Source organism: Actinomadura graeca, from assembly GCF_019175365.1.
GTDB lineage: Bacteria > Actinomycetota > Actinomycetes > Streptosporangiales > Streptosporangiaceae > Spirillospora > Spirillospora graeca.
Genome location: NZ_CP059572.1, coordinates 2,996,461 through 3,015,952 on the forward strand (window position 1 = coordinate 2,996,461; position 19,492 = coordinate 3,015,952).

General features: G+C 71.2%; 20 protein-coding genes. 5 read left to right on the forward strand and 15 right to left on the reverse strand.

Annotated elements, in window-relative coordinates; translation table 11 throughout:
* Positions 1-113: 113 nt before the first annotated feature.
* Positions 114-896 (forward strand): site-2 protease family protein, encoded by a 783-nt coding sequence (locus tag AGRA3207_RS13280; protein WP_231334929.1) that lies wholly within the window; start codon positions 114-116, stop codon positions 894-896.
* A 5-nt stretch (positions 897-901) separates the two neighbouring features.
* Here AGRA3207_RS13280 and AGRA3207_RS13285 read toward each other — a convergent pair whose 3' ends face one another.
* Positions 902-1,528 carry a TetR/AcrR family transcriptional regulator gene (locus tag AGRA3207_RS13285; RefSeq protein ID WP_231334930.1) on the reverse strand — a complete coding sequence of 209 codons (627 nt, stop codon included), beginning with the start codon at positions 1,526-1,528 and terminating at the stop codon, positions 902-904.
* 114 nt (positions 1,529-1,642) lie between these two features.
* Between AGRA3207_RS13285 and AGRA3207_RS13290 the strand changes: the two genes are divergently transcribed.
* Both AGRA3207_RS13290 and AGRA3207_RS13295 read left to right on the forward strand, forming a co-directional pair.
* Positions 1,643-2,464, forward strand: coding sequence for an NAD(P)H-binding protein (locus AGRA3207_RS13290; RefSeq protein ID WP_231334931.1), 822 nt, complete (start codon positions 1,643-1,645; stop codon positions 2,462-2,464).
* A 72-nt stretch (positions 2,465-2,536) separates the two neighbouring features.
* The gene (locus tag AGRA3207_RS13295) at positions 2,537-4,036 is read left to right on the forward strand and encodes an aldehyde dehydrogenase family protein (protein WP_231334932.1); all 1,500 of its coding nucleotides are present in this window, start codon (positions 2,537-2,539) and stop codon (positions 4,034-4,036) included.
* A gap of 355 nt (positions 4,037-4,391) precedes the next feature.
* Here the strand turns inward: AGRA3207_RS13295 and AGRA3207_RS13300 are convergent, their stop codons facing one another.
* Positions 4,392-5,996 (reverse strand): GMC family oxidoreductase, encoded by a 1,605-nt coding sequence (locus AGRA3207_RS13300; RefSeq protein WP_231334933.1) that lies wholly within the window; start codon positions 5,994-5,996, stop codon positions 4,392-4,394.
* A 74-nt stretch (positions 5,997-6,070) separates the two neighbouring features.
* Here AGRA3207_RS13300 and AGRA3207_RS13305 point away from each other — a divergent pair, with 74 nt between their 5' ends.
* Together AGRA3207_RS13305 and AGRA3207_RS13310 are read left to right on the forward strand one after the other, a co-directional pair.
* On the forward strand, positions 6,071-6,733 hold the full coding sequence (locus AGRA3207_RS13305; RefSeq protein WP_231334934.1) for a cob(I)yrinic acid a,c-diamide adenosyltransferase: 663 nt from the start codon (positions 6,071-6,073) through the stop codon (positions 6,731-6,733).
* Positions 6,734-6,875: 142 nt separating this feature from the next.
* Positions 6,876-7,781, forward strand: a complete 906-nt coding sequence (locus AGRA3207_RS13310) for a DUF4097 family beta strand repeat-containing protein (RefSeq protein ID WP_231336281.1) — start codon at positions 6,876-6,878, stop codon at positions 7,779-7,781.
* A 43-nt stretch (positions 7,782-7,824) separates the two neighbouring features.
* On the opposite strand, the gene AGRA3207_RS13315 is transcribed toward AGRA3207_RS13310, so the two are convergent.
* The 13 genes from AGRA3207_RS13315 to AGRA3207_RS13375 form a co-directional block, all read right to left on the reverse strand.
* Positions 7,825-9,426, reverse strand: coding sequence for a M28 family peptidase (locus AGRA3207_RS13315; protein ID WP_231334935.1), 1,602 nt, complete (start codon positions 9,424-9,426; stop codon positions 7,825-7,827).
* 176 nt (positions 9,427-9,602) lie between these two features.
* Positions 9,603-10,070 carry a DUF2550 domain-containing protein gene (locus AGRA3207_RS13320; protein WP_231334936.1) on the reverse strand — a complete coding sequence of 156 codons (468 nt, stop codon included), beginning with the start codon at positions 10,068-10,070 and terminating at the stop codon, positions 9,603-9,605.
* Between the two features lie 24 nt (positions 10,071-10,094).
* Positions 10,095-10,475 (reverse strand): F0F1 ATP synthase subunit epsilon, encoded by a 381-nt coding sequence (locus AGRA3207_RS13325; protein ID WP_231334937.1) that lies wholly within the window; start codon positions 10,473-10,475, stop codon positions 10,095-10,097.
* A 73-nt stretch (positions 10,476-10,548) separates the two neighbouring features.
* The gene (gene atpD, locus AGRA3207_RS13330) at positions 10,549-11,979 is read right to left on the reverse strand and encodes a F0F1 ATP synthase subunit beta (RefSeq protein WP_231334938.1); all 1,431 of its coding nucleotides are present in this window, start codon (positions 11,977-11,979) and stop codon (positions 10,549-10,551) included.
* A gap of 2 nt (positions 11,980-11,981) precedes the next feature.
* Positions 11,982-12,881 (reverse strand): F0F1 ATP synthase subunit gamma, encoded by a 900-nt coding sequence (locus AGRA3207_RS13335; RefSeq protein ID WP_231334939.1) that lies wholly within the window; start codon positions 12,879-12,881, stop codon positions 11,982-11,984.
* 6 nt (positions 12,882-12,887) lie between these two features.
* On the reverse strand, positions 12,888-14,525 hold the full coding sequence (atpA, locus tag AGRA3207_RS13340; protein ID WP_231334940.1) for a F0F1 ATP synthase subunit alpha: 1,638 nt from the start codon (positions 14,523-14,525) through the stop codon (positions 12,888-12,890).
* Between the two features lie 38 nt (positions 14,526-14,563).
* Positions 14,564-15,388 carry a F0F1 ATP synthase subunit delta gene (locus AGRA3207_RS13345; protein ID WP_231334941.1) on the reverse strand — a complete coding sequence of 275 codons (825 nt, stop codon included), beginning with the start codon at positions 15,386-15,388 and terminating at the stop codon, positions 14,564-14,566.
* A complete protein-coding gene (locus AGRA3207_RS13350) occupies positions 15,385-15,942 on the reverse strand; it encodes a F0F1 ATP synthase subunit B (protein WP_231334942.1) in 558 nt (185 codons plus the stop codon). The genes AGRA3207_RS13345 and AGRA3207_RS13350 overlap by 4 nt, the downstream gene beginning before the upstream one ends.
* A gap of 34 nt (positions 15,943-15,976) precedes the next feature.
* Positions 15,977-16,210: an ATP synthase F0 subunit C gene (atpE, locus tag AGRA3207_RS13355; protein WP_131740022.1), complete on the reverse strand. Its 234-nt coding sequence runs from the start codon at positions 16,208-16,210 to the stop codon at positions 15,977-15,979.
* A gap of 102 nt (positions 16,211-16,312) precedes the next feature.
* The gene (gene atpB, locus AGRA3207_RS13360; protein ID WP_231334943.1) at positions 16,313-17,107 is read right to left on the reverse strand and encodes a F0F1 ATP synthase subunit A; all 795 of its coding nucleotides are present in this window, start codon (positions 17,105-17,107) and stop codon (positions 16,313-16,315) included.
* A gap of 61 nt (positions 17,108-17,168) precedes the next feature.
* Positions 17,169-17,393, reverse strand: coding sequence for an AtpZ/AtpI family protein (locus AGRA3207_RS13365; RefSeq protein WP_231334944.1), 225 nt, complete (start codon positions 17,391-17,393; stop codon positions 17,169-17,171).
* A gap of 84 nt (positions 17,394-17,477) precedes the next feature.
* The gene (locus tag AGRA3207_RS13370) at positions 17,478-17,897 is read right to left on the reverse strand and encodes a Cg1360 family ATP-synthase-associated protein (RefSeq protein ID WP_231334945.1); all 420 of its coding nucleotides are present in this window, start codon (positions 17,895-17,897) and stop codon (positions 17,478-17,480) included.
* Between the two features lie 424 nt (positions 17,898-18,321).
* The gene (locus AGRA3207_RS13375) at positions 18,322-19,491 is read right to left on the reverse strand and encodes a glycosyltransferase family 4 protein (protein WP_231334946.1); all 1,170 of its coding nucleotides are present in this window, start codon (positions 19,489-19,491) and stop codon (positions 18,322-18,324) included.
* Position 19,492: the final 1 nt, after the last annotated feature.

Consider the following 19,492-nt stretch of genomic DNA (forward strand, 5'->3'; position numbering starts at 1 on the left):
GCTGTTCCCGGTGACCGCGGGCGGCTGACACCGGCCACACGCGCGAGGCGGTAGCTTCGAGGGGCCCGGATTCACGGGCGGCGGACGGGGTGAGAGGGGCCTGGAGGATGATGATGGGGGCGGTTCCCGAGCGGCGGGGGCGGTCGGCGGTCCGGCCCAGCCCGGTGTTCCTCGCGATCGTGGGGGCGACCGCCCTGTTCGGCCTGGCCGCCTGGCGGTACGGGGAGGATCCGGGACGTCCCGCGCGGCTGGCGCTGTTCGGCTTCGTGATCGCCGCGTGGATCCTGTCGCTGTCCCTGCACGAGTTCGGGCACGCGTACATGGCCTACCGGTCGGGCGACCGGAGCGTGGTCGCCAAGGGCTACCTCACGCTGAACCCGCTGAAGTACTCGGACATGGTCCTCAGCTTCCTGATCCCGGTGGTGTTCATCCTCATCGGCGGGATCGGCCTGCCGGGAGGCGCCGTCTGGATCGACCGGCACGCGATCCGCGGGAAGCTGCGGCACAGCCTGATCTCCGCGGCGGGCCCGCTGTCCAACGCGATCTTCGCGGTGATGCTGGCGGTCCTGTACAAGAACTTCGCGCACCAGGACCACGGCGTCTTCTGGCTGGGCCTTGCCTTTCTGGCCTTCCTCCAGGTCACGGCCGCCCTGCTGAACCTGCTGCCGATCCCCGGCCTGGACGGCTTCGGGATCATCGAGCCCTACCTGCCCCGGCGGTGGGTGGACCAGGCGTCCGCCTACGGCGGCTACGTCTTCCTCGCGCTGATCGCCCTGCTGTGGATCGGCCCGTTCAACCGCGCCTTCTTCGACGGCGTCTACAACATCACCGGCGCCCTGGGCATCGGCGAGCTGGCGATCCAGTTCGGCCACTCACTCTTCACCTGGTGGGACTGAGCCGATCAGCCCCCTTGGGCCGGGGGGTCGCCGGCCAGCCGGCGGACGATGCGGCGGAGCTGGTCGGCGTAGCGGTCCTGGAACTCGGGTGAGTCGGGGCCGACGCCGAACACGCGGCGGACCGCCAGGGGCATCACGACGGGGGCCGCGACGGCGGCCATCATCACCAGCATGACGGCGGCGGGGTCGAGGTCGTCGGCGAGTTCGCCCGCGGCCTTGCGCCGCTCCATGTCGGACAGGTCCTCGCGGTCCCCGGGGATGTCGTCGAGGTCCTCGGTGAGGCCGCGCCAGGCGTTCAGGCGGGTCCCGCGCGGGTCGGCGAGGGCGTGGGCGAGGTAGCGGGCCATCAGCTCCTCCAGCGGGACGGACGGGTCGTTGAACTCGGCCTCGCGCGCCAGCCAGCGGCGGCCGATCTCGCAGTACAGGCCCTCCTTGCCGCCGAAGTAGTAGTTGATCAGCTGCTTGTTGACGCCGGCGCGGTCGGCGATGTCCTGGACGCGGGCCCCGGCGAAGCCCTTGGCGGAGAACTCGTCCAGGGCCGCGTCCAGCAGCAGCCGCCGCGAACGCTCGGCGTCGATCTTGCGTTCGTGCGGGCCGGGCGTGCGCCGAGGCCGTTTCGTGGTTTCGGACACGCCCTCATCGTAGCCGTCCGTCCGCCCTTTTCATCCATCCGGCTGTTTGACATGTTCATCCATCTGGTTGAAGCTGGGCGTGTCCGTCCTAGACGACCAGAAAGTCGTGAATCGATGATCCTTGTCACCGGAGCCACCGGGAACGTCGGCCGCCACGTCGTGGGGGAACTGCTCGGCTCGGATGTGCGGATCCGCGCGCTGAGCCGTGATCCCGCGTCGGCGAGGCTGCCCGCCGACGTCGAGGTGGCCCCCACGGACGAGATGCCGCTGGACGGCGTCACGTCCCTGTTCCTGAATCCCGCCGTGTTCTGGCATGGCCTGGGGGACGTGCTCGACCGCGCGAAGTCCGCCGGAGTGCGGCGCGTGGTGATGCTGTCGTCCAGCGCGGCGCTGGACACCGACCCGTCCAACCAGATCGCCGCCCATCACCTCGGCGTCGAGCACGCCATCGAGGACTCCGGGCTGGAGTGGACGTTCGTGCGTCCCGGCGAGTTCTCCTCGAACGCGCGGGCCTGGGCCGAGGCGATCCGCGCTGGCGAGCCGGTCCGGGGGCCGTTCCCGGCGGCACGCACGACGCCGATCCATGAGCGCGACATCGCGGCCGTGGCGGCGCGGGCGCTGACGGCGGACGACCTCGTCGGCGCCAGGCCGGTGCTCACCGGGCCGGAGGTGCTGACCCACCCGGAGATGGTCCGGATCATCGGCGAGGCCGTCCGGCGCCCGGCGCGCTTCGAGGAGATCACGCCCGAGGAGGCGCGCAAGGAGATGCTGGCCCAGCCCTACATGCGCGATGGCCTGGTGGACACACTGCTCCGGCTGCGCGCCAGGGCCGTGGACGCGCCGGTCGAGGTCTCCCCCGAGGTCGAGCGCATCACCGGCCGTCCCCCGCGGACGTTCGCGGAGTGGGCCGCCGACCACGCCGACGACTTCCGCTGACGGGCCCTAGAGTGCGTACCAGCGAGTAGTCCCGCAAGCACTCACTTACCAGGCTCCTCCCGGGAGGTTCCCATGTCCGTGGCCACGGAGAGCGCCGGGACGTTCGCGTCCCTGAACCCCGCCACCGGCGAGGTCGTCGGCGAGCACGCCGTCCACGACGACGCGGCCGTGGCCGGGGCGGTCGCGCGGGCCCGGGAGGCGGCCGGCTGGTGGAGCGCGCTCGGCTGGAAGGAGCGGCGGCTCCGGCTGCTGAACGTCAAGGGCTCCCTGACGCGCAACCTCAACCGGATGGCCGAGCTGATCCACCAGGAGACCGGCAAGCCGCTCCAGGACGCCCAGCTGGAGACGGTCATGGCGATCTCCCACCTGGACTGGGCGGCGCGCCACGCGGGGAAGGTGCTGGGCCCCCGCAGCGTCTACCCGGGCCTGATGGCCATCAACCAGCGGTGCGTCGTGGAGTACCAGCCGCTCGGGGTCGTCGGGGTGATCGGCCCATGGAACTACCCGGTCTTCACCCCGATGGGCTCGATCGCCTACGCGCTGGCCGCGGGGAACGCCGTGGTGTTCAAGCCGTCGGAGTTCACCCCGGGCGTCGGCGTTCTGCTCGCCGACCTGGTCGCGGCGGTGGTGCCGGAGCATCCCGTCCTCCAGACGGTCACCGGCCTCGGCCCCGCCGGCGCGGCGCTCGCGGCGTCACCGGACGTCGACAAGATCGCGTTCACCGGCTCCGCGCGCACCGCCAGGCTCGTCATGGCCGCGTGCGCGCGGAACCTCACCCCGATCGTCGCCGAGTGCGGCGGCAAGGACGCCTGCATCGTCGACGCCGACGCCGACCTCGACGCCGCCGCGGACGCCGCGCTGTGGGGCGCGATGGCCAACGCCGGGCAGACCTGCATCGGCGTCGAGCGGATCTACGTCGTGGACGAGGTGTACGACCGGTTCCTCGGCGCGCTCGCCGACCGGGCCCGCGACCTGCGCCCCGGCTTCGACCGTGAGGCCGCCTACGGGCCGATCACGATGCCGGGCCGGCTCGACGTCATCGAAGGGCACATCCAGGACGCGCTGGACCGGGGCGCCAGGGCGGTCGTGGGCGGCGCCGGGTCCGTCCGCGGGCCGTACGTGGAGCCGGTGGTGCTCACCGGCGTGCCGGACGACGCGGCCGCCGTGCGCGAGGAGACGTTCGGCCCGACGGTCACCGTGCACCGCGTCAAGGACCTGGACGAGGCGGTCGAGAAGGCCAACCGGACCGGCTACGGCCTCGCCGGAACGATCTTCTCCGGCAGCCGGTCCCGCGCGATGGACGCCGCCCGGCGGATGCGCTCCGGCATGACGTCCATCAACGCGTTCGCCGGGTTCGCGCAGGTCGCGGCGCTGCCTTTCGGCGGGGTGGGCGAGTCGGGCTTCGGCCGCGTCCACGGCGCGGACGGGCTGCGCGAGTTCGCCCGGCCGAAGGCGATCACCCGGCAGCGGTTCACGGCGATGAACCTGGCCTCCTTCTCCCGGACGGAGCAGGAGATGGCGCGTGTCCTCGGCCTCGTCAACCTGATCCACGGACGGCGCTACAAGCGGTGACGCCGTCCCGGCCGCCGATGCTTAGGCCGGGCGGCCGGACGCGCACCCTAAGGCGTTCCCGGGGCGGTCCTGAGGCGGAGGGATAGGGCTAAGTCCCGATGTGGGGCGGGGCGCCTTAGCGCGAACCTTGTACATGTCGGGCCAGGAGGGTCCGGCAGGGACAAGGAGACGAAGATGATCCGTCCGGAGATTTCCAGGGACCTCGTCAAGGACCGCGTCCAGCAGCTGCGGGCCGAGGCCAGGAACGCCCGCCGCGCGCGGCTGGCCAAGGCGCTCAAGCGGTGACGCCGCCGCACTGTCCGGTCCGTGCCGAAGGACCTCCTCACACGCCCCCGCCGCCCGGCGGGGGCGTTTCTCATCTCCGGGACCGCGCGGCACCGGCGGGCTTCAGCGGGGCCCGGCCGCGGATGAGGTCGGCGGCGCGCTCGGCGAGGGCGATCGTCGGGGCGTTGGTGTTGCCGCGCGGGACGGACGGCATGACCGAGGCGTCCACGACGCGCAGCCCCTCCACGCCCCGGACGCGCAGGTCGGTGTCGCAGACCGTGCCGTCCGAACCGCCCATGGCGCACGTGCTCGTCGGGTGGAAGAGCGTCGCGCAGTTCCGGCGGGCGAACTCGGCGAGCGCCGCGTCGTCCTCGACCTGCTCGCCCGGCGCCCATTCGCCGCCGACCAGCGACGCCAGCGGGCCGCAGGCGGCGATCTCGCGGGCCTGCCGGACACCGGCGACCAAGATGTCCAGGTCGCCCTTGTCGGCGAGGTAGGCGGGGTCGATCAGCGGCTTGGCGTGCGGGCTCGCGGAGCGGAGCGCAAGGGAGCCGCGGCTGGCGACGGCGACGGCGGTGACCAGGACCGACAGGAGCCGCTGGGACGGCTCGACCAAGCCCTGGCCGATGAACGGGGTGGGGAGGACGTGGTACTGGAGGTCCGGTGCCGGAAGTCCCTCGACCGTCCGGGCGAACCCGCCCGCCTCCGCGACGTTCGACGCGTACGGGCCGCGTCCGAGCGCCTGGTACAGCCCGAGCGCGCGGGCGTTGGCGACCTCCCAGAGGCCCTTGGTGCGAGGCGTGGCGAACATGACGTTCACGTACGGATGGTCCTGGAGCCCTTCGCCGACCGGGGAGTCCACCACGACGTCGATGCCGTGCGAGCGGAGGTGGTCTGCGGGCCCGATCCCCGACAGCATGAGCAGCTGCGGGCTGTTCACGGCGCCGCCCGACAGGACGACCTCGGCCTCCGCGCGGGCCTCGGTGGTCTCGCCCCGGACCTCGTAGCGGACGCCGGTGGCGCGCCCGCCCTCGATCAGGACGCGGGTGGCCGGCGCGTCGGTGACCACGGTGAGGTTCGGGCGGTCCGCGGCCGGGTGCAGGTACCCGTCGGCGGCCGACCAGCGCCGGCCGCGCTTGTGGGTGACCTGGTAGAAGCCCACGCCGTCCTGGTCGGGGCCGTTGAAGTCGGGGTTGGCGGCCAGGCCGAACGCCTTCGCCGACGCCACCCACGCCCGCGTGAGCGGGTGCCTGTAGCGCAGGTCCTCCACGCGCAGCGGGCCGCCCACGCCGTGGTACGGCAGGTCGCCGCGCTGCTGGTCCTCGGCACGGGCGAAGTAGGGCAGCAGGTCCTCATATCCCCAGCCCTCGCAGCCGTGGGAGTCGCGCCAGGTGTCGTAGTCGTGGCGGTGCCCGCGGATGTAGACCATCGCGTTGGTGGACGAGCTGCCGCCGAGCGTCCGCCCCCGGGGCCAGTAGACGCTGCGGCCCGCCGCGTGCTCCTGCGGGACCGTCGCGTAGTCCCAGTCGTACGGGCCCTTGAGCAGCGAGCCGACCGCGGCCGGGATGCGGATCTCCGGCGCGTCGTCGGGCGGGCCCGCCTCCAGCAGCAGGACCTTCACCGAAGGGTCCTCGGTGAGCCTGGCGGCCAGCACGCAGCCCGCGCTGCCGGCTCCCACGATGATGTAGTCGTACACGGCGGCCTCCGGGGGTCTCCTCCGGTGAACACTACCGAACGGTCTTCTAGAGACTGCGCGTTAGGGTGATCGGCATGGCGAAGAACAGGGAGAACCCCGTCGTCCTCTCGCGCATCTACACCCGGACCGGCGACGGCGGCACCACCGCGCTGGGCGACGGGTCCCGCACCGGCAAGACCGACCCACGCCTGTCGGCCTACGCCGACGTCGAGGAGGCCAACGCCGCGATCGGGGCCGCGCTGGCGCTCGGCTCGCTCCCCGAGGCACTGGCCGCGCTGCTGATCCGCGTGCAGAACGACCTCTTCGACGTGGGCGCGGACCTGTGCGCGCCCGTGGTGCCCGACCCCCCGTACCCGCCGCTGCGCGTCGACCCGTCCTACATCGAGCGGCTGGAGGCGGCCTGCGACGAGCACAACGAGGGGCTCGCGCCGCTGCGCAGCTTCATCCTCCCCGGCGGGACGCCCGGCGCCGCGCTGCTGCACGTCGCGCGGACCGTGACCCGCCGGGCCGAGCGGTCGGCGTGGGCGGCCATCGAGGCGCACGGGGCCACGCCCCCGGACGGCGCCGGAGACGCCCCGGAGGACGGGCCGGAGGCCGCCCCGGAGACCGCCGAGGGTGGCGTGAACCCTTTGACGGCCCGCTACCTCAACCGGCTGTCGGACCTGCTGTTCATCCTCTGCCGGGTCGCGAACGCCGGGCACGGGGACGTCCTGTGGAAGCCCGGCGGGGAACGCTGACCGTGGCCGGGGGTGGGGTTAGCCCCACCCCGGAGATACCGGCCCGCCTCCTGGTGACGGCCCTTCCCGCAGGTGGAAGCTGGTCACCGACCGGATACGAGGCGACGGGAGTGGCGACGTGAGGACCCTGATCGGCTTGACGGTGCTTGCCGTCCTGGCGGCGACGCTGACGGGATGCGGCCTGAGCGTCGGCCGGCACGAGGAGACCACCTCCTATGACGGGCCCGCGAACGTCACCAGGCTGAGGGTGAAGGGCGGCGGCGGGCGGGTCGAGATCGTCGCGTCCGACTCCCCCGGGATCAGGGTGCAGGAGAAGCGGCGCTGGTCCAACGACCGGAACAAGCCCAAGACGCAGAAGGCCACCGAGGACGGGACGTACTCCCTGACGGCCGAGTGCGGCAGGACCGTGATCGGCTTCGGGACCTCCTGCGGCGTGTCCTACCGCGTCCAGGTCCCGCGGGCGACCTCCGTCGAGATCGTCAACGGCGACGGCGCCATCGACGTCGCCGGGCTCGCCGGGGCCGTGCGCCTCAGGACCGGGACCGGCACCATCACCGCGAAGGACCTGCGGGCGACGTCGGTGTCGATGAGCGCCGGCGACGGCGCCCTGCGGGTCTCGGGCCGCGCCGGCACCGCCGACCTGCGCACCGGCACCGGCGTGATCGACGCGACCGGCCTCACCGCCGACCGGGTCAGCGCCCGCTCGGGCGACGGCGCCATCCGCCTCAGCGGGCGCGCCACCACCGCCGAGCTGCGCACCGACACCGGCTCCATCGACGCCGACGGCCTGACCGCCGAACGGCTCGTCGCCCGGACCGGGGACGGCCGGATCAGCCTCGCGCTCGCCGTTCCGCCTAGCAACGTCCGCGCCACCACCGGTACCGGCGCGATCCGGGTCAGGCTCCCCGACGGCCAGCCCTACAGGCTCGACCTCAGCACCGACACCGGCGGCAAGAGGGTCGACCCGGCCGTCCACAGCGACTCCGCGTCGCCCCGCCACGTCAAGCTGTCGACCGGCGACGGCGACATCCTCGTGTCCCCGGCCTGACCGTCGGCCACCCGAGGACGGCTCCGGCCGGGCGCCCACGCGCTCAGCGGACCAGCAGGGGCCCCTGCCAGGCCGGGGCGTACCGCGGGCCGCGCGCGGCGTCCAGGCGGGACTGGCCGTTGACCGCGACGGTGGTGGCGGCGAGATGCTCGACGACCCATGCGACGGCGTCGGCGTTGGTGTCGAACAGCTTGAGGTCGACGTTCTTCAGCCGGTCGCACCTGGCGTGGTAGCAGGGGTCGTACACCTTGCCCGCGCTGCCGCCGAACGCCTTCGCCTCCGCGGCGGTCTTGACGCCGTCCGCGCCGGACTCCAGCCCGCCCGCCGGGATGCCGCGCTCGACGAACGGCCCGTAGTCGGAGCGGCCATTGAACTCGGCCTGGACGGTCGCGAGCCCCCGCCGCGCGAAGTAGTCCCGGAACATCTTCTCGATCGCCCCCGACCCGGACGGCGCCTTCGACCCGGCGCGCGTCGAGTGGTCGCCGTCGTACACGCCGCGGACGCCGTTCACCGACCCGAGCATGTCGAAGTTGAGGTTCAGCGCGATCCTGCGCCGCTCGGCGTCGGTCAGCGTCCGGACGTAGTGGGACGAGCCGCGCAGCCCCTCCTCCTCGGCCCCCCACCAGGCGAAGCGCACCCGGTTCCGCAGGCCCTTCGCGCCGAGCGCGCCGATCTTCTCGGCGACGGCGAGCAGCGCCGCCGCGCCGGTGGCGTTGTCGTTGATCCCCGGCCCCGCGCGGACGCTGTCGAGATGCGCTCCGGCCAGCACCACGTTCCCGGCGCGCCCGTGCTCGGTGTCGGCGACGACGTTGGACGCCGACCTGTTCCCGTGCACCGTGTGCGTCTTCACCCGCACCGTGGGCCCGGCCGCCCACGCCCGCCCTGCCACCTTGGCCCGCTTGGATGCCCCGGCCTGCTCGGACGTCTTCACCGCCTGGGATCCCGCGCCGGTCTTGGACGCCTTGGCCAGCTCCGCCCCCAGGCGGTGCGAGACGCCCAGCACCGGGAGCGCCTGCGGCGTGCCGACCGTGCCCGCGATCGGGCCCTTCTCCCCCGCCCGGTTGAAGATCAGCACGGCGCCCGCACCCGCGGCCCTGGCCCGGGACGCCTTCGTCTCGAACGAGCACGCGCCGCGCTGGACGAGCGCGACGGCCCCGGCGGGCAGGCCGGTGAAGTCGGCGGCCTCGCACCCGCTGGTGCCCTCCCCCGACGACGGGACGTCCACGGCGGCGACGGGCCCCGTCACGTCACCCGAACCGGAGAACGCCATCGTCAGGAAGTCGCGCCCCGCCTTGTAGGACGCCTTGTGCGGCGCCGTCCGCGACAGCACCGCCACGGACTTCTCCCGCCAGTACGGGAACGTGAACCTCTGCACGACCGGCTTCAGCCCGGCCTTCCGCAGCCGCCCCTCGACGTACCTGACCGAGATGTCGGAGCCGGGCCGTCCCGCGGCGCGGTTGCCGCCGTTGTAGTCGGCGATCTCCTGGAACGCGGCCAGATGCCGCCGCAGGTCCTTGAGCGTGACCAGCGTCGCGAGGCCGGGCCTGGCCGGGTCCGCGCCCGCGGACGGGACGGACATCAGGGCGGCCGGCAGCGCCGCCGCGGCCAGGAGGGCCCCGGTGGCGCCGATGAGTCGCTTGCGCACGTGCACTCCTGCGAGAGGAAGGGAGCTGACCAGCTGCGATCTTGGTCCCGCGTCCCGCCCGTCTCAACGGACGCGCCCGTCCCGCACCGACCCGATACCCGGCCCTTACGCTCGCTTGTGACGGTCCGGGGCCCGCCGTGGCACGGACCCTCCTGGCGGAGCCCCGCCGCACCCGGTCACGGCCCGTCCGGGGGGTGGATGTCCACCGGGAAGCCCGGCGGGGCCGCCTCCAGCCAGGCCAGGAAGCCGGTGAGGGCCGCCGCGCCCATCGCCAGCTCGACGGTCAGGTCCCCGTCGCGAACCTCGATGACGCTCACCTCGGGCAGCAGCCCCTCCGCCTCGCCCGGGTCCGGGCTCCGGCGGTTGGACACCACGAGGCCCCGGCGGTGGATCACCTGCCGGGGCCTGCGGCGGAAGCCGAACACACGATGCCAGTGCAGGACATCGCCCTTGTAGCGGCCGATGCCGAGCCGCCACGCCCCGGGCGCGCCCTCCGCGGGCAGCACCCGCAGGCTGCACTCGACGGCGCCGCCGCCGCGGACGAACAGCCACCGGCGGACGGTCATCGCCACGAAGACCAGCGCCGCCGCCAGGATGACGGCGGCGAGCACCCCGCCCGCATCGAGTGCCAGGTGCCCGCCCAAATCCCCCCGCCGTTCGTTGAAGAACTACGCCTCGACGCCCGCCGCGCGCAGGCGCGCACGGGCCCGGCGCTCCGCCGTCGCGTCCTCGCCGCCGAGCGCCTCCTCCAGGGCCCGCTGGGCGTCGGGGACGTCGACCTCGCCGCTCAGCTCGGCCTGCTCGGCCAGCACCGCGACCTCGTCCCCGGCGACGGAGAAGAAGCCGCTGCCGACCATCGCGATGATCGTCTCACCGCCGTTCGCGGGCTCGATCTTCACCACGCTGCCGTCGAGGAGGACGCCCAGCACCGGGGCGTGGCCCGGCAGGATGCCGAGCGAGCCCTCGATGGTCTGCGCGACCACCGTCGTGGCCTCGCCGGACCAGAGCTCACGCTCCGGCGACACCAGCCCGACCTTCAGGGTTGCCACTGTCTCTCCTCCGCATACTGGAGTGGATCCGGTGGGGCCGGGTCCGCGCCGAACCCGGCCCCACCGAAGCTGGTCACTTCTCCAGTTCCCTGGCCTTCTTCTCGACGTCCTCGATGCCACCGCACATGAAGAACGCCTGCTCGGGCAGGTGGTCGTACTTGCCCTCGGCGAGCGCCTTGAACGAGGCGACCGTCTCGTCCTTGGAGACCGTCACACCGGGCTGACCGGTGAACTGCTCGGCCACGTACATCGGGTGCGACAGGAAACGCTCGATGCGCCGCGCCCGCTGGACGGTGACCTTGTCCTCCTCGGACAGCTCGTCGATACCGAGGATCGCGATGATGTCCTGCAGCTCCTTGTACTTCTGCAGGATCCGCTTGACCTCCTGGGCGACCTCGTAGTGCTCGGTCCCCAGGATCTGCGGGTCCATGATCCGCGACGTGGAGTCGAGCGGGTCCACCGCCGGGAAGATGCCCTTCTCGGAGATGCTCCGCGCGAGCGTCGTGGTGGCGTCCAGGTGCGCGAACGTGGTGTGCGGCGCCGGGTCGGTGATGTCGTCGGCGGGCACGTAGATCGCCTGCATCGAGGTGATCGAGTGACCGCGCGTCGAGGTGATCCGCTCCTGGAGCACGCCCATCTCGTCCGCCAGGGTCGGCTGGTATCCCACCGCGGACGGCATGCGGCCGAGCAGCGTGGACACCTCCGAGCCCGCCTGGGTGAACCGGAAGATGTTGTCGATGAACAGCAGCACGTCCTGGCCCTGGACGTCGCGGAAGTACTCCGCCATCGTCAGCCCGGCCAGCGCGACGCGCAGCCGGGTGCCCGGCGGCTCGTCCATCTGGCCGAAGACCAGGGCGGTGTCCTTGAGGACGTCCGCCTCGTCCATCTCCACCCAGAGGTCGTTGCCCTCACGGGTGCGCTCGCCGACGCCGGCGAACACCGAGGTGCCGCCGAAGTTGCGGGCGACACGCCGGATCATCTCCTGGATGAGGACGGTCTTGCCCACGCCCGCGCCGCCGAACAGCCCGATCTTGCCGCCCTTGACGTACGGGGCCAGCAGGTCGATGACCTTGATGCCGGTCTCCAGCATCTCGGTCTTGGACTCCAGCTGGTCGAACGCCGGGGCGCCGCGGTGGATCCCCCACCGCTCGCTGACCTCCAGCGACGCCGTCGGGACGTCCAGCGACTCGCCGAGGGCGTTCCACACGTGGCCCTTGGTGATGTCACCGACCGGCACCGCGATGGACTCGCCGGTGTCGCTCACCGGGGCGCCGCGGACGAGCCCGTCCGTCGGCTGCATCGAGATCGCCCGGACCATGTTGTCGCCCAGGTGCTGGGCGACCTCGAAGGTCAGGGTCTTCTCCTCGCCGCCCAGCGTGACCTGGACGTGCAGTGCGTTGTAGATGTCCGGGATGGCGTCGGCGGGGAACTCCACGTCGACGACCGGCCCGATGACGCGCGCGACGCGGCCGGTGGCGGTCGCCGTCTCTACCTGAGCAGTCATTATCACTCCCCGCCAGATTCGGCGAGCGCGTCAGCGCCACCGACGATCTCGCTGATTTCCTGGGTGATCGCGGCCTGCCGCGCCTGGTTCATCTGGCGCGTGTAGACCCCGAGCAGTTCGTTGGCATTGTCGGTCGCCGACTTCATGGCCCGCCGGACGGACGCCTGGAACGACGCCGCCGACTGGAGCAGCATGTGGAAGATGCGGCTCTCGACGTAGTTGGGCAGCAGCAGGTCGAGCGCGTCCTGGGCGGACGGCTCGAACTCGTAGGCCGGCGGGACGCCGGAGCCGCTCTCGCTGTCGGTGATCTCCAGCGGCATCAGCCGCTTGACCTGGACGTTCTGCGTCAGCATCGAGACGAACTCGGTGTAGACGACGTGGATCTCACCGACCCCGCCCTCGGCGTCGGTCTTGAGGAAGTCCGCCGCGAGCCGCCGCCCGATCCCCTCCGCGTCCGCGAAGGCCGGCCGGTCGCTGAACCCGTGCCAGGTCTCGGCGACCTCCCGGTCCCGGAACCGGTACCAGGTGATGCCCTTGTTGCCGACGACGTAAGGGACGGGCTCGCGCCCGGCCTCGCGCAGCGACCTGATCAGCGACTCGGCCTCGCGGATGACGTTGGCGTTGTAGGCGCCGCAGAATCCCCGGTCGCTCGTGACGATCAGCACGGCGCTGCGGTTGTCGGCCGGCTGCTCGTGCAGCAGCGGATGGTCGATACCGACGTGATGGCTCACCAGCGCGGTCAGGGCCTGCGTGATCTGGTCGGCGTACGGCTTGGACGCCGCCACCGCCTGCTGGGCCTTGACGATCCGCGACGTGGCGATCATCTCCTGGGCACGCGTGATCTTGGCGGTCGACTTGACCGTCTTGATCTGCTGCCGGAGTTGACGAAGCTGTGCGGCCATGGCCGATCAGCCCTTCTTGACGCGGGTGATCGTCTCCTGCTCGACGGCCTCGTCCTCGATCGCCTCGACCGGCTCGTCCGCGCCCAGCAGGTCGCCCTCGCTGGTCTGGAAGCCCTTCTTGAACTCCGTGATGGCGTTCTTGAGGCTGGTGAGGCCGTCGTCGGAGAGCTGGCCCGTCTCGCGGATCGAGGTGAGCAGGCCGCCCTCCTCGCGCTCGACGTAGTCGAGGAACTCGCGCTCGAAGCGGCGCACGTCCGCGACCGGCACCTCGTCGAGCTCGCCGGAGGTGCCCGCCCACACGGACACGACCTCCTGCTCGACCGGGAACGGGCTGCCCTGCGGCTGCTTCAGCAGCTCCACCAGGCGGCCGCCGCGGTCGAGCTGGGCGCGGGACGCGGCGTCCAGGTCGGACGCGAACGCCGCGAACGCCTCCAGGTCGCGGAACTGCGACAGCGCCAGGCGCAGCGTGCCGGCGACCTTGCGCATCGCCTTGATCTGCGCCGAGCCGCCGACCCGGGACACCGAGATGCCGACGTTGATCGCCGGGCGGACGCCCTGGTTGAACAGGTCCGTCTCCAGGAAGCACTGCCCGTCGGTGATCGAGATGACGTTCGTCGGGATGTAGGCCGACACGTCGTTGCCCTTGGTCTCGATGATCGGCAGACCCGTCATCGAGCCGGCGCCGAGGTCGTCCGACAGCTTCGCGCAGCGCTCCAGCAGCCGCGAGTGCAGGTAGAACACGTCACCGGGGTAGGCCTCGCGGCCCGGCGGGCGGCGCAGCAGCAGCGACACCGCACGGTACGCCTCGGCCTGCTTCGACAGGTCGTCGAAGACGATCAGGACGTGCTTGCCCTGGTACATCCAGTGCTGGCCGATCGCCGACCCGGTGTAGGGGGCGATGTACTTGTAGCCCGCCGGCTCGGACGCGGGGGCCGCCACGATCGTGGTGTACTCCAGCGCGCCGGCCTCCTCCAGGGAGCGGCGGACGTTCGCGATCGTGGAGCCCTTCTGGCCGACCGCGACGTAGATGCAGCGGACCTGCTTGCTCTCGTCGCCGGTCTCCCACGCCTCGCGCTGGTTGATGATCGTGTCCACGGCGACGGTGGTCTTGCCCGTCTGCCGGTCACCGATGATCAGCTGGCGCTGGCCGCGGCCGATCGGCGTCATCGCGTCGATGGCCTTGATGCCGGTCTGCAACGGCTCCTTGACCGACTGCCGCTGCACGACGGTGGGTGCCTGGAGCTCGAGCGCGCGGCGCTCGGAGCTCTCGATCGGGCCCTTGCCGTCCAGCGGGTTGCCCAGCGAGTCCACGACACGGCCGAGGAAGCCGTCGCCGACCGGGACCGAGAGGACCTCGCCGGTCCGGCGGACCTTCTGACCCTCCTCGATCTTGCTGAAGTCACCCAGGACAACGGCGCCGATCTCACGCACGTCCAGGTTCAGAGCCAGGCCGCGAGTACCGTCCTCGAACTCGAGGATCTCGTTCGCCATCGCGGAGGGCAGCCCCTCGACGTGGGCGATACCGTCGCCGGAATCGACGACGGTGCCGACCTCTTCGCGCGCGGCGGCCTCAGGCTCGTACGACTGGACGAAGCGCTCCAGCGCGTTCCGGATCTCGTCCGGACGGATCGTCAGCTCCGCCATGATTCCTCTCTTGCTCCCTTGGGGTCAGCTCGGCGGCGTCAGCCGGTGCCGAGCCGCCGGCGGACATCGTCCAGCCGTCCGGCGATCGTGCCGTCGATGATCTCGTCCCCGATCTCGATCGACAGGCCGCCGATCGCCGTGGGGTCGAGCTCGATGTTCAGGTGTACCTCGTGGCCGTAGGCGGCGGCGAGCACCGCGGCCAGCCTGCCGCGCTGCTCCTCCGACAGCTCCACCGGGCTGCGGACGAGCGCGACGAGCCGCTGCCTGCGCTGGGCGACGATCCGGCCGTACTCGGCCAGCCCGCCCTCCAGGCTACGTCCTCGCGGCCGCAGCACCAGCTCGGTGATCAGCGTCAGCGCCGACGGGGTGACCTTGCCCTCCAGCAGCGCCCCGACCAGGCCGAGCTTGCGCTCGTCGGGCAGCCCGGGCGCGGCGAGCGCACCGCGCAGCGCCACCTCGCCCTCGATGACCCGGGAGAACCGGAACAGCTCGTCCTCCAGGTCGTCGATGCGCCCGTCGGCCTCGGCGCGGGCGGCCTCGGCGGTGACCGCGAGGGTCTCCACCGCGTCCGACAGCTCCGACGGCTTCGACCAGCGCAGCCGCACGATGTCGGCGACCAGCCCGAGAGCGGCCGGCGACACCTTGCCCTCCAGCAGGATCTGGACGAGCTGCGCCTTGTCGGCCCCGTCCCGCGCCGGGTCGGAGACCGCCCGCCGCAGCCCGTGCTCGCGGTCGATCAGGTGCAGCACCGCGAACAGGTCGCCGCCGAGCCCGGCCAGATCGGAACCCGAGGCCACAACCGCCTCGAACCTCTCCCGCGCCTCGGCCAGCGACGCCCTGCTCACCGCTCCCGTGATGGTCATGATGTGATCTGCTCCTGCGTGCGAGCGCGCTCCTCAAGCTCTTCGAGGAAGCGGTCGACCACCCTGCTCTGGCGGGCGCCGTCCTGCAGCGACTCGCCCACCACCCGGCTCGCGAGCTCCACCGACACCGCGCCGATCTCGGCCCGCAGCGACTGGAGCGCCTGCTGGCGCTCCGCCTCGATCTGGACCTTGGCGGCCTCGATGATCCGGCGCGCCTCGGCCTGGGCCTGCTCCTTCATCTCCGCGATGATCTGAGCGCCCTGCTCCTCGGCCTTCTTGCGCAGGCGGGACGCCTCGAGCTGGCCGTCCTTCTGCTGGGCCTTGTACTGCTCCAGCGTCTGCCGCGCCTCTTCCTGGGCCTTCTCGGCCCGGATGAGTCCGCCCTCGATCGCGTCGGTGCGCTCCTGAAGGGTCTTCTGGATGCGCGGGGTGAGGATCTTGCCGACGACGATCACGACGACGAGGAACGAGAAGATCCCGACGACGAGCTCGTACGTGTGCGGGATGAGGGGGTTGTTCTCCTCCGCCGCGATAACGGAAGCTGCTGTGATCATGTGCGCAGCCCTTCCTCAGGTATGTGACCCGTGATCAGACGCTCTTGAAGAGGAACGGCGCGACCAGACCGATCAGGGCGAGCGCCTCGGTGAGGACGAAGCCCAGCATCATGTTGGTGCGGATCACGCCGGTGAGCTCGGGCTGGCGGGCGATGGCGTTCACGCCCTGGCCGAAGATGATGCCGACGCCGATGCCCGGGCCGATGGCCGCGAGGCCGTACCCGATAGCGGTGACGTTGCCTTCGACGGCGGCGAGGACTCCCGTCATGGGTTCTTCCTTTTCTGTCGGCCGGCGGAGTGTCCGCCGGTCTGGCTTGTCGAGGTGGTCGGGTTTGGGCCGCGCGCCTGGGGGGCACTGCGTCCCATGGGCCTAGTGGTCCGCGTGCAGGCCGCTCTGGATGTACATGGCGGCGAGCATCGTGAACAGGAACGCCTGCAGGAACTGGATGAACATCTCGAACGCGGTCATCACGATGGTCATGATCACGCCGATGACGCCGACGCCGAACCCGAGGGGCGTGGGCTTCTCGAAGATGAACCAGAAGCCGACGAGGCTGAAGAACGCCAGGATCATGTGACCGGCGAACATGTTGGCGAAGAGCCGCACCGCGTGGGTGAAGGGGGCCAGGAGGAACGTGGACAGGTACTCGATCGGCACCAGCAGCACGTAGATCGGCTTGGGCAGGCCCTTGGGGATCAGGTTGGTGAAGTACTTCGCGGGGCCCTGGTGCTTGATGCCCAGGTAGATCTTGAGGAAGTAGACGCTCAGCGCGAGGACGGCGGGGAACGCGATGTGCGAGGCGATCGGGAACTGGATGATCGGGACGACCGAGAAGATGTTCCAGGTCCAGATCAGGAAGAACAGCGACATCAGCAGCGGCATCCACCGCTCGGTGTCCTTGCCGAGGAACGGCCGCCCGATCTGGTCGCGGACGAACATGTAGCCGACCTCGCCGATGTTCTGGACGCCCCGCGGCACCAGCTTCGGGTTGGAGAAGGCGCTCCAGAGGAAGACGCAGACCACGAGCGCGCCGACCACCGAGAAGACAAGGGGCTTGGTGAGCCACTCCGGGCCGCCGGCGAACAGCGGCGGGAAGTCGAAGAGCTCGGGCCCCGGGGCCTGGAACTCCTCCCCTCCGGAGGCGAGGACCGTCAGCGCGTTCACGCGGCGTTCCCTTCATCAATGTGGTGATGGATCACGAAGGCTTCCTCGGCGGCGGGGCCGCTCAGAGGGGATGGCGACCGTACTTCACGTAGATCAGGTAGATGGCGAGCACGACACCGATGACCAGGCCGATCGGGGTGAACCAGATCAGGCCCGTCCACTTGGACAGCAACCAGCCGAGCCCACCCCAAATGAACATCCCGGACAGGAGGTAGCTGGGCGCGGACCAAGCGGCGTCGGCGAATTCCCGTTGGCCGTCTTCCGGCCGACGTTTCTGCTCGCTCATCGCGCTCCGGACGATAGCAGGCCATCCCGGCGGTGGTCATATTGGAGTAGTCCGAAGATGCCAGCACCATCCGCGCGCGAGGCATCACGGGCTCCGGTCGAGCACGTTCCCGGGCTCGTCAATGTAGGGCCTCCCCTTCTGCAGGGCGACGCGGAACTCGGCGGCGATCCAGGTCAGGGCGAGCCCGACGACCGTCCAGCCGAAGACCGTGGTGTTCCAGATCGAGACGCCGTCCATGGTCGTGACCAGCACCATCACGGCGAGGATCTTCACGAGGTAGCTCGCCAGCGCGGCGAGCATCATCGTCTGCGAGGAGACCTTGGCGGCCCAGGAGACCGCCAGTGCGCTGATCGAGAAGAAGGCGATCACCACGACGGCGGCCAGCGCGGCGGCGAGGGCGCCCTTGGCGCCGGCCGTCAGCAGGCCGATCAGTACGGCACCCACCCCGACGCCCGCTGTCGGGAGCGCGGCGCCGCGGACGATCCGGGCGTCGGAAGGTTGCATGAGGGCTCCGGCTGGTCACGGTCAGTGTTCGTCTCTTGTTCGTGAAAGGTATCACAAGCGTCCGGAATGTCCACAATTACCCTAGAGGTAACGTGACGGCGGATGCCGGGCGCACATCCGGGACGCGCTCGCACCGCGCTCACACTGCGTCGCACCACGGACCTTAACCCAGGCCGGACCACGGTTTCCGCGGAACGTGCGGGACGCGCCGCCGACGCGGCGACCGGGGGCGAACACGCCGCGTGACGCTTGCTCAAGGTTCACAGTGTCTACCCCGGGACACCCGTCCTACACCCGTCCGGGATGGCCATTTCGGAGGAGTTTGACAAAGTGTCACTCTTCAGTCATGTCGTGACATATCGGGTGCCGAACGTGGCGGACCGGGACGAAATGACTAGACCTACGGTAACTAGATCAGTTCCGACTAGACCGGCATCGTGGGACGTTCCGCCGGACGCTCCCGGTCACCGCTCCCCGCGCGGTCGGCGACGGTGCCGCGGCGGCGGCGCCAGGGGGTGAGCAGCATCAGCAGCATCCCGGCGAGCGCGATCGTCACGGTGACGCCGAGCGTGATCCAGGCGGCGTCGAACAGCGCCAGCCCGACCAGGCCGGAGGCCAGCAGCCCCACCCAGAAGTACATGATCAGAACGGCGCGGCGGGTGGAGTGGCCGAGCTCCAGCAGCCGGTGGTGCAGATGCTGCTTGTCGGGCGAGAAGGGCGACCTGCCCTGGTTGGTACGCCGCCACACGGCCAGCAGCATGTCCATGAACGGGACCGCGGCCACCGCCGGGACCAGCAGCAGCGGCACGTAGAACGGGAAGAGCCCGTTGGCGAGGACGGCCGGGTCGAACCGCCCGGTCAGCATGATCGTGGACGCGCTGAGCAGCAGCCCGATCAGCATCGAGCCGGTGTCGCCCATGAAGATCTTGGCGGGGCTGAAGTTGTGCGGCAGGAAGCCCGCGCACATCCCGAACAGGATCGCCGCGGTGAGCGTCGCACCGCTCAGGGTCGTCATCCCGTTGCTCTTGGAGAGCAGGTAGGCATAGGAGAACAGGGCCAGCGCGGCGATCCCCACCACGCCCGCGGCCAGCCCGTCCAGGCCGTCGATGAAGTTCACCGCGTTGATCGTCGCGACGACGACGAGCACCGTGAGCGGCACCCCGTAGGCGGGCGGCAGTGACAGCGACTCGCCGTTGGGCAGCGGGATCACGTAGACCTGGATGCCCTGCATGATGAAGATCCCGGCGGCGGCGACCTGGCCGGCGAACTTGGTGAGCGCGTCCACCTCCCACCGGTCGTCCGCCATGCCGATCAGCACGATCAGCCCGCCCGACATCAGCAGCGCCTTGCCGACGTCGACCTCGCCGTCCCCGAGGTACTTGCGCATCTCCGGCAGCCCGGACGCGAGGACCAGCGCGGCCACCATCCCGCCGAACATCGCGAGCCCGCCAAGGCGCGGCGTCGGGATCACGTGGACGTCCCGGTCGCGGGGCACGGCCTGCGCGCCGAACCAGACCGCGAACCGCCGCACGGCGGGGGTCAGGACGTAGGCGACGAGCGCGGCGGCCAGGATCGTGAGCAGGTACTCCCGCACT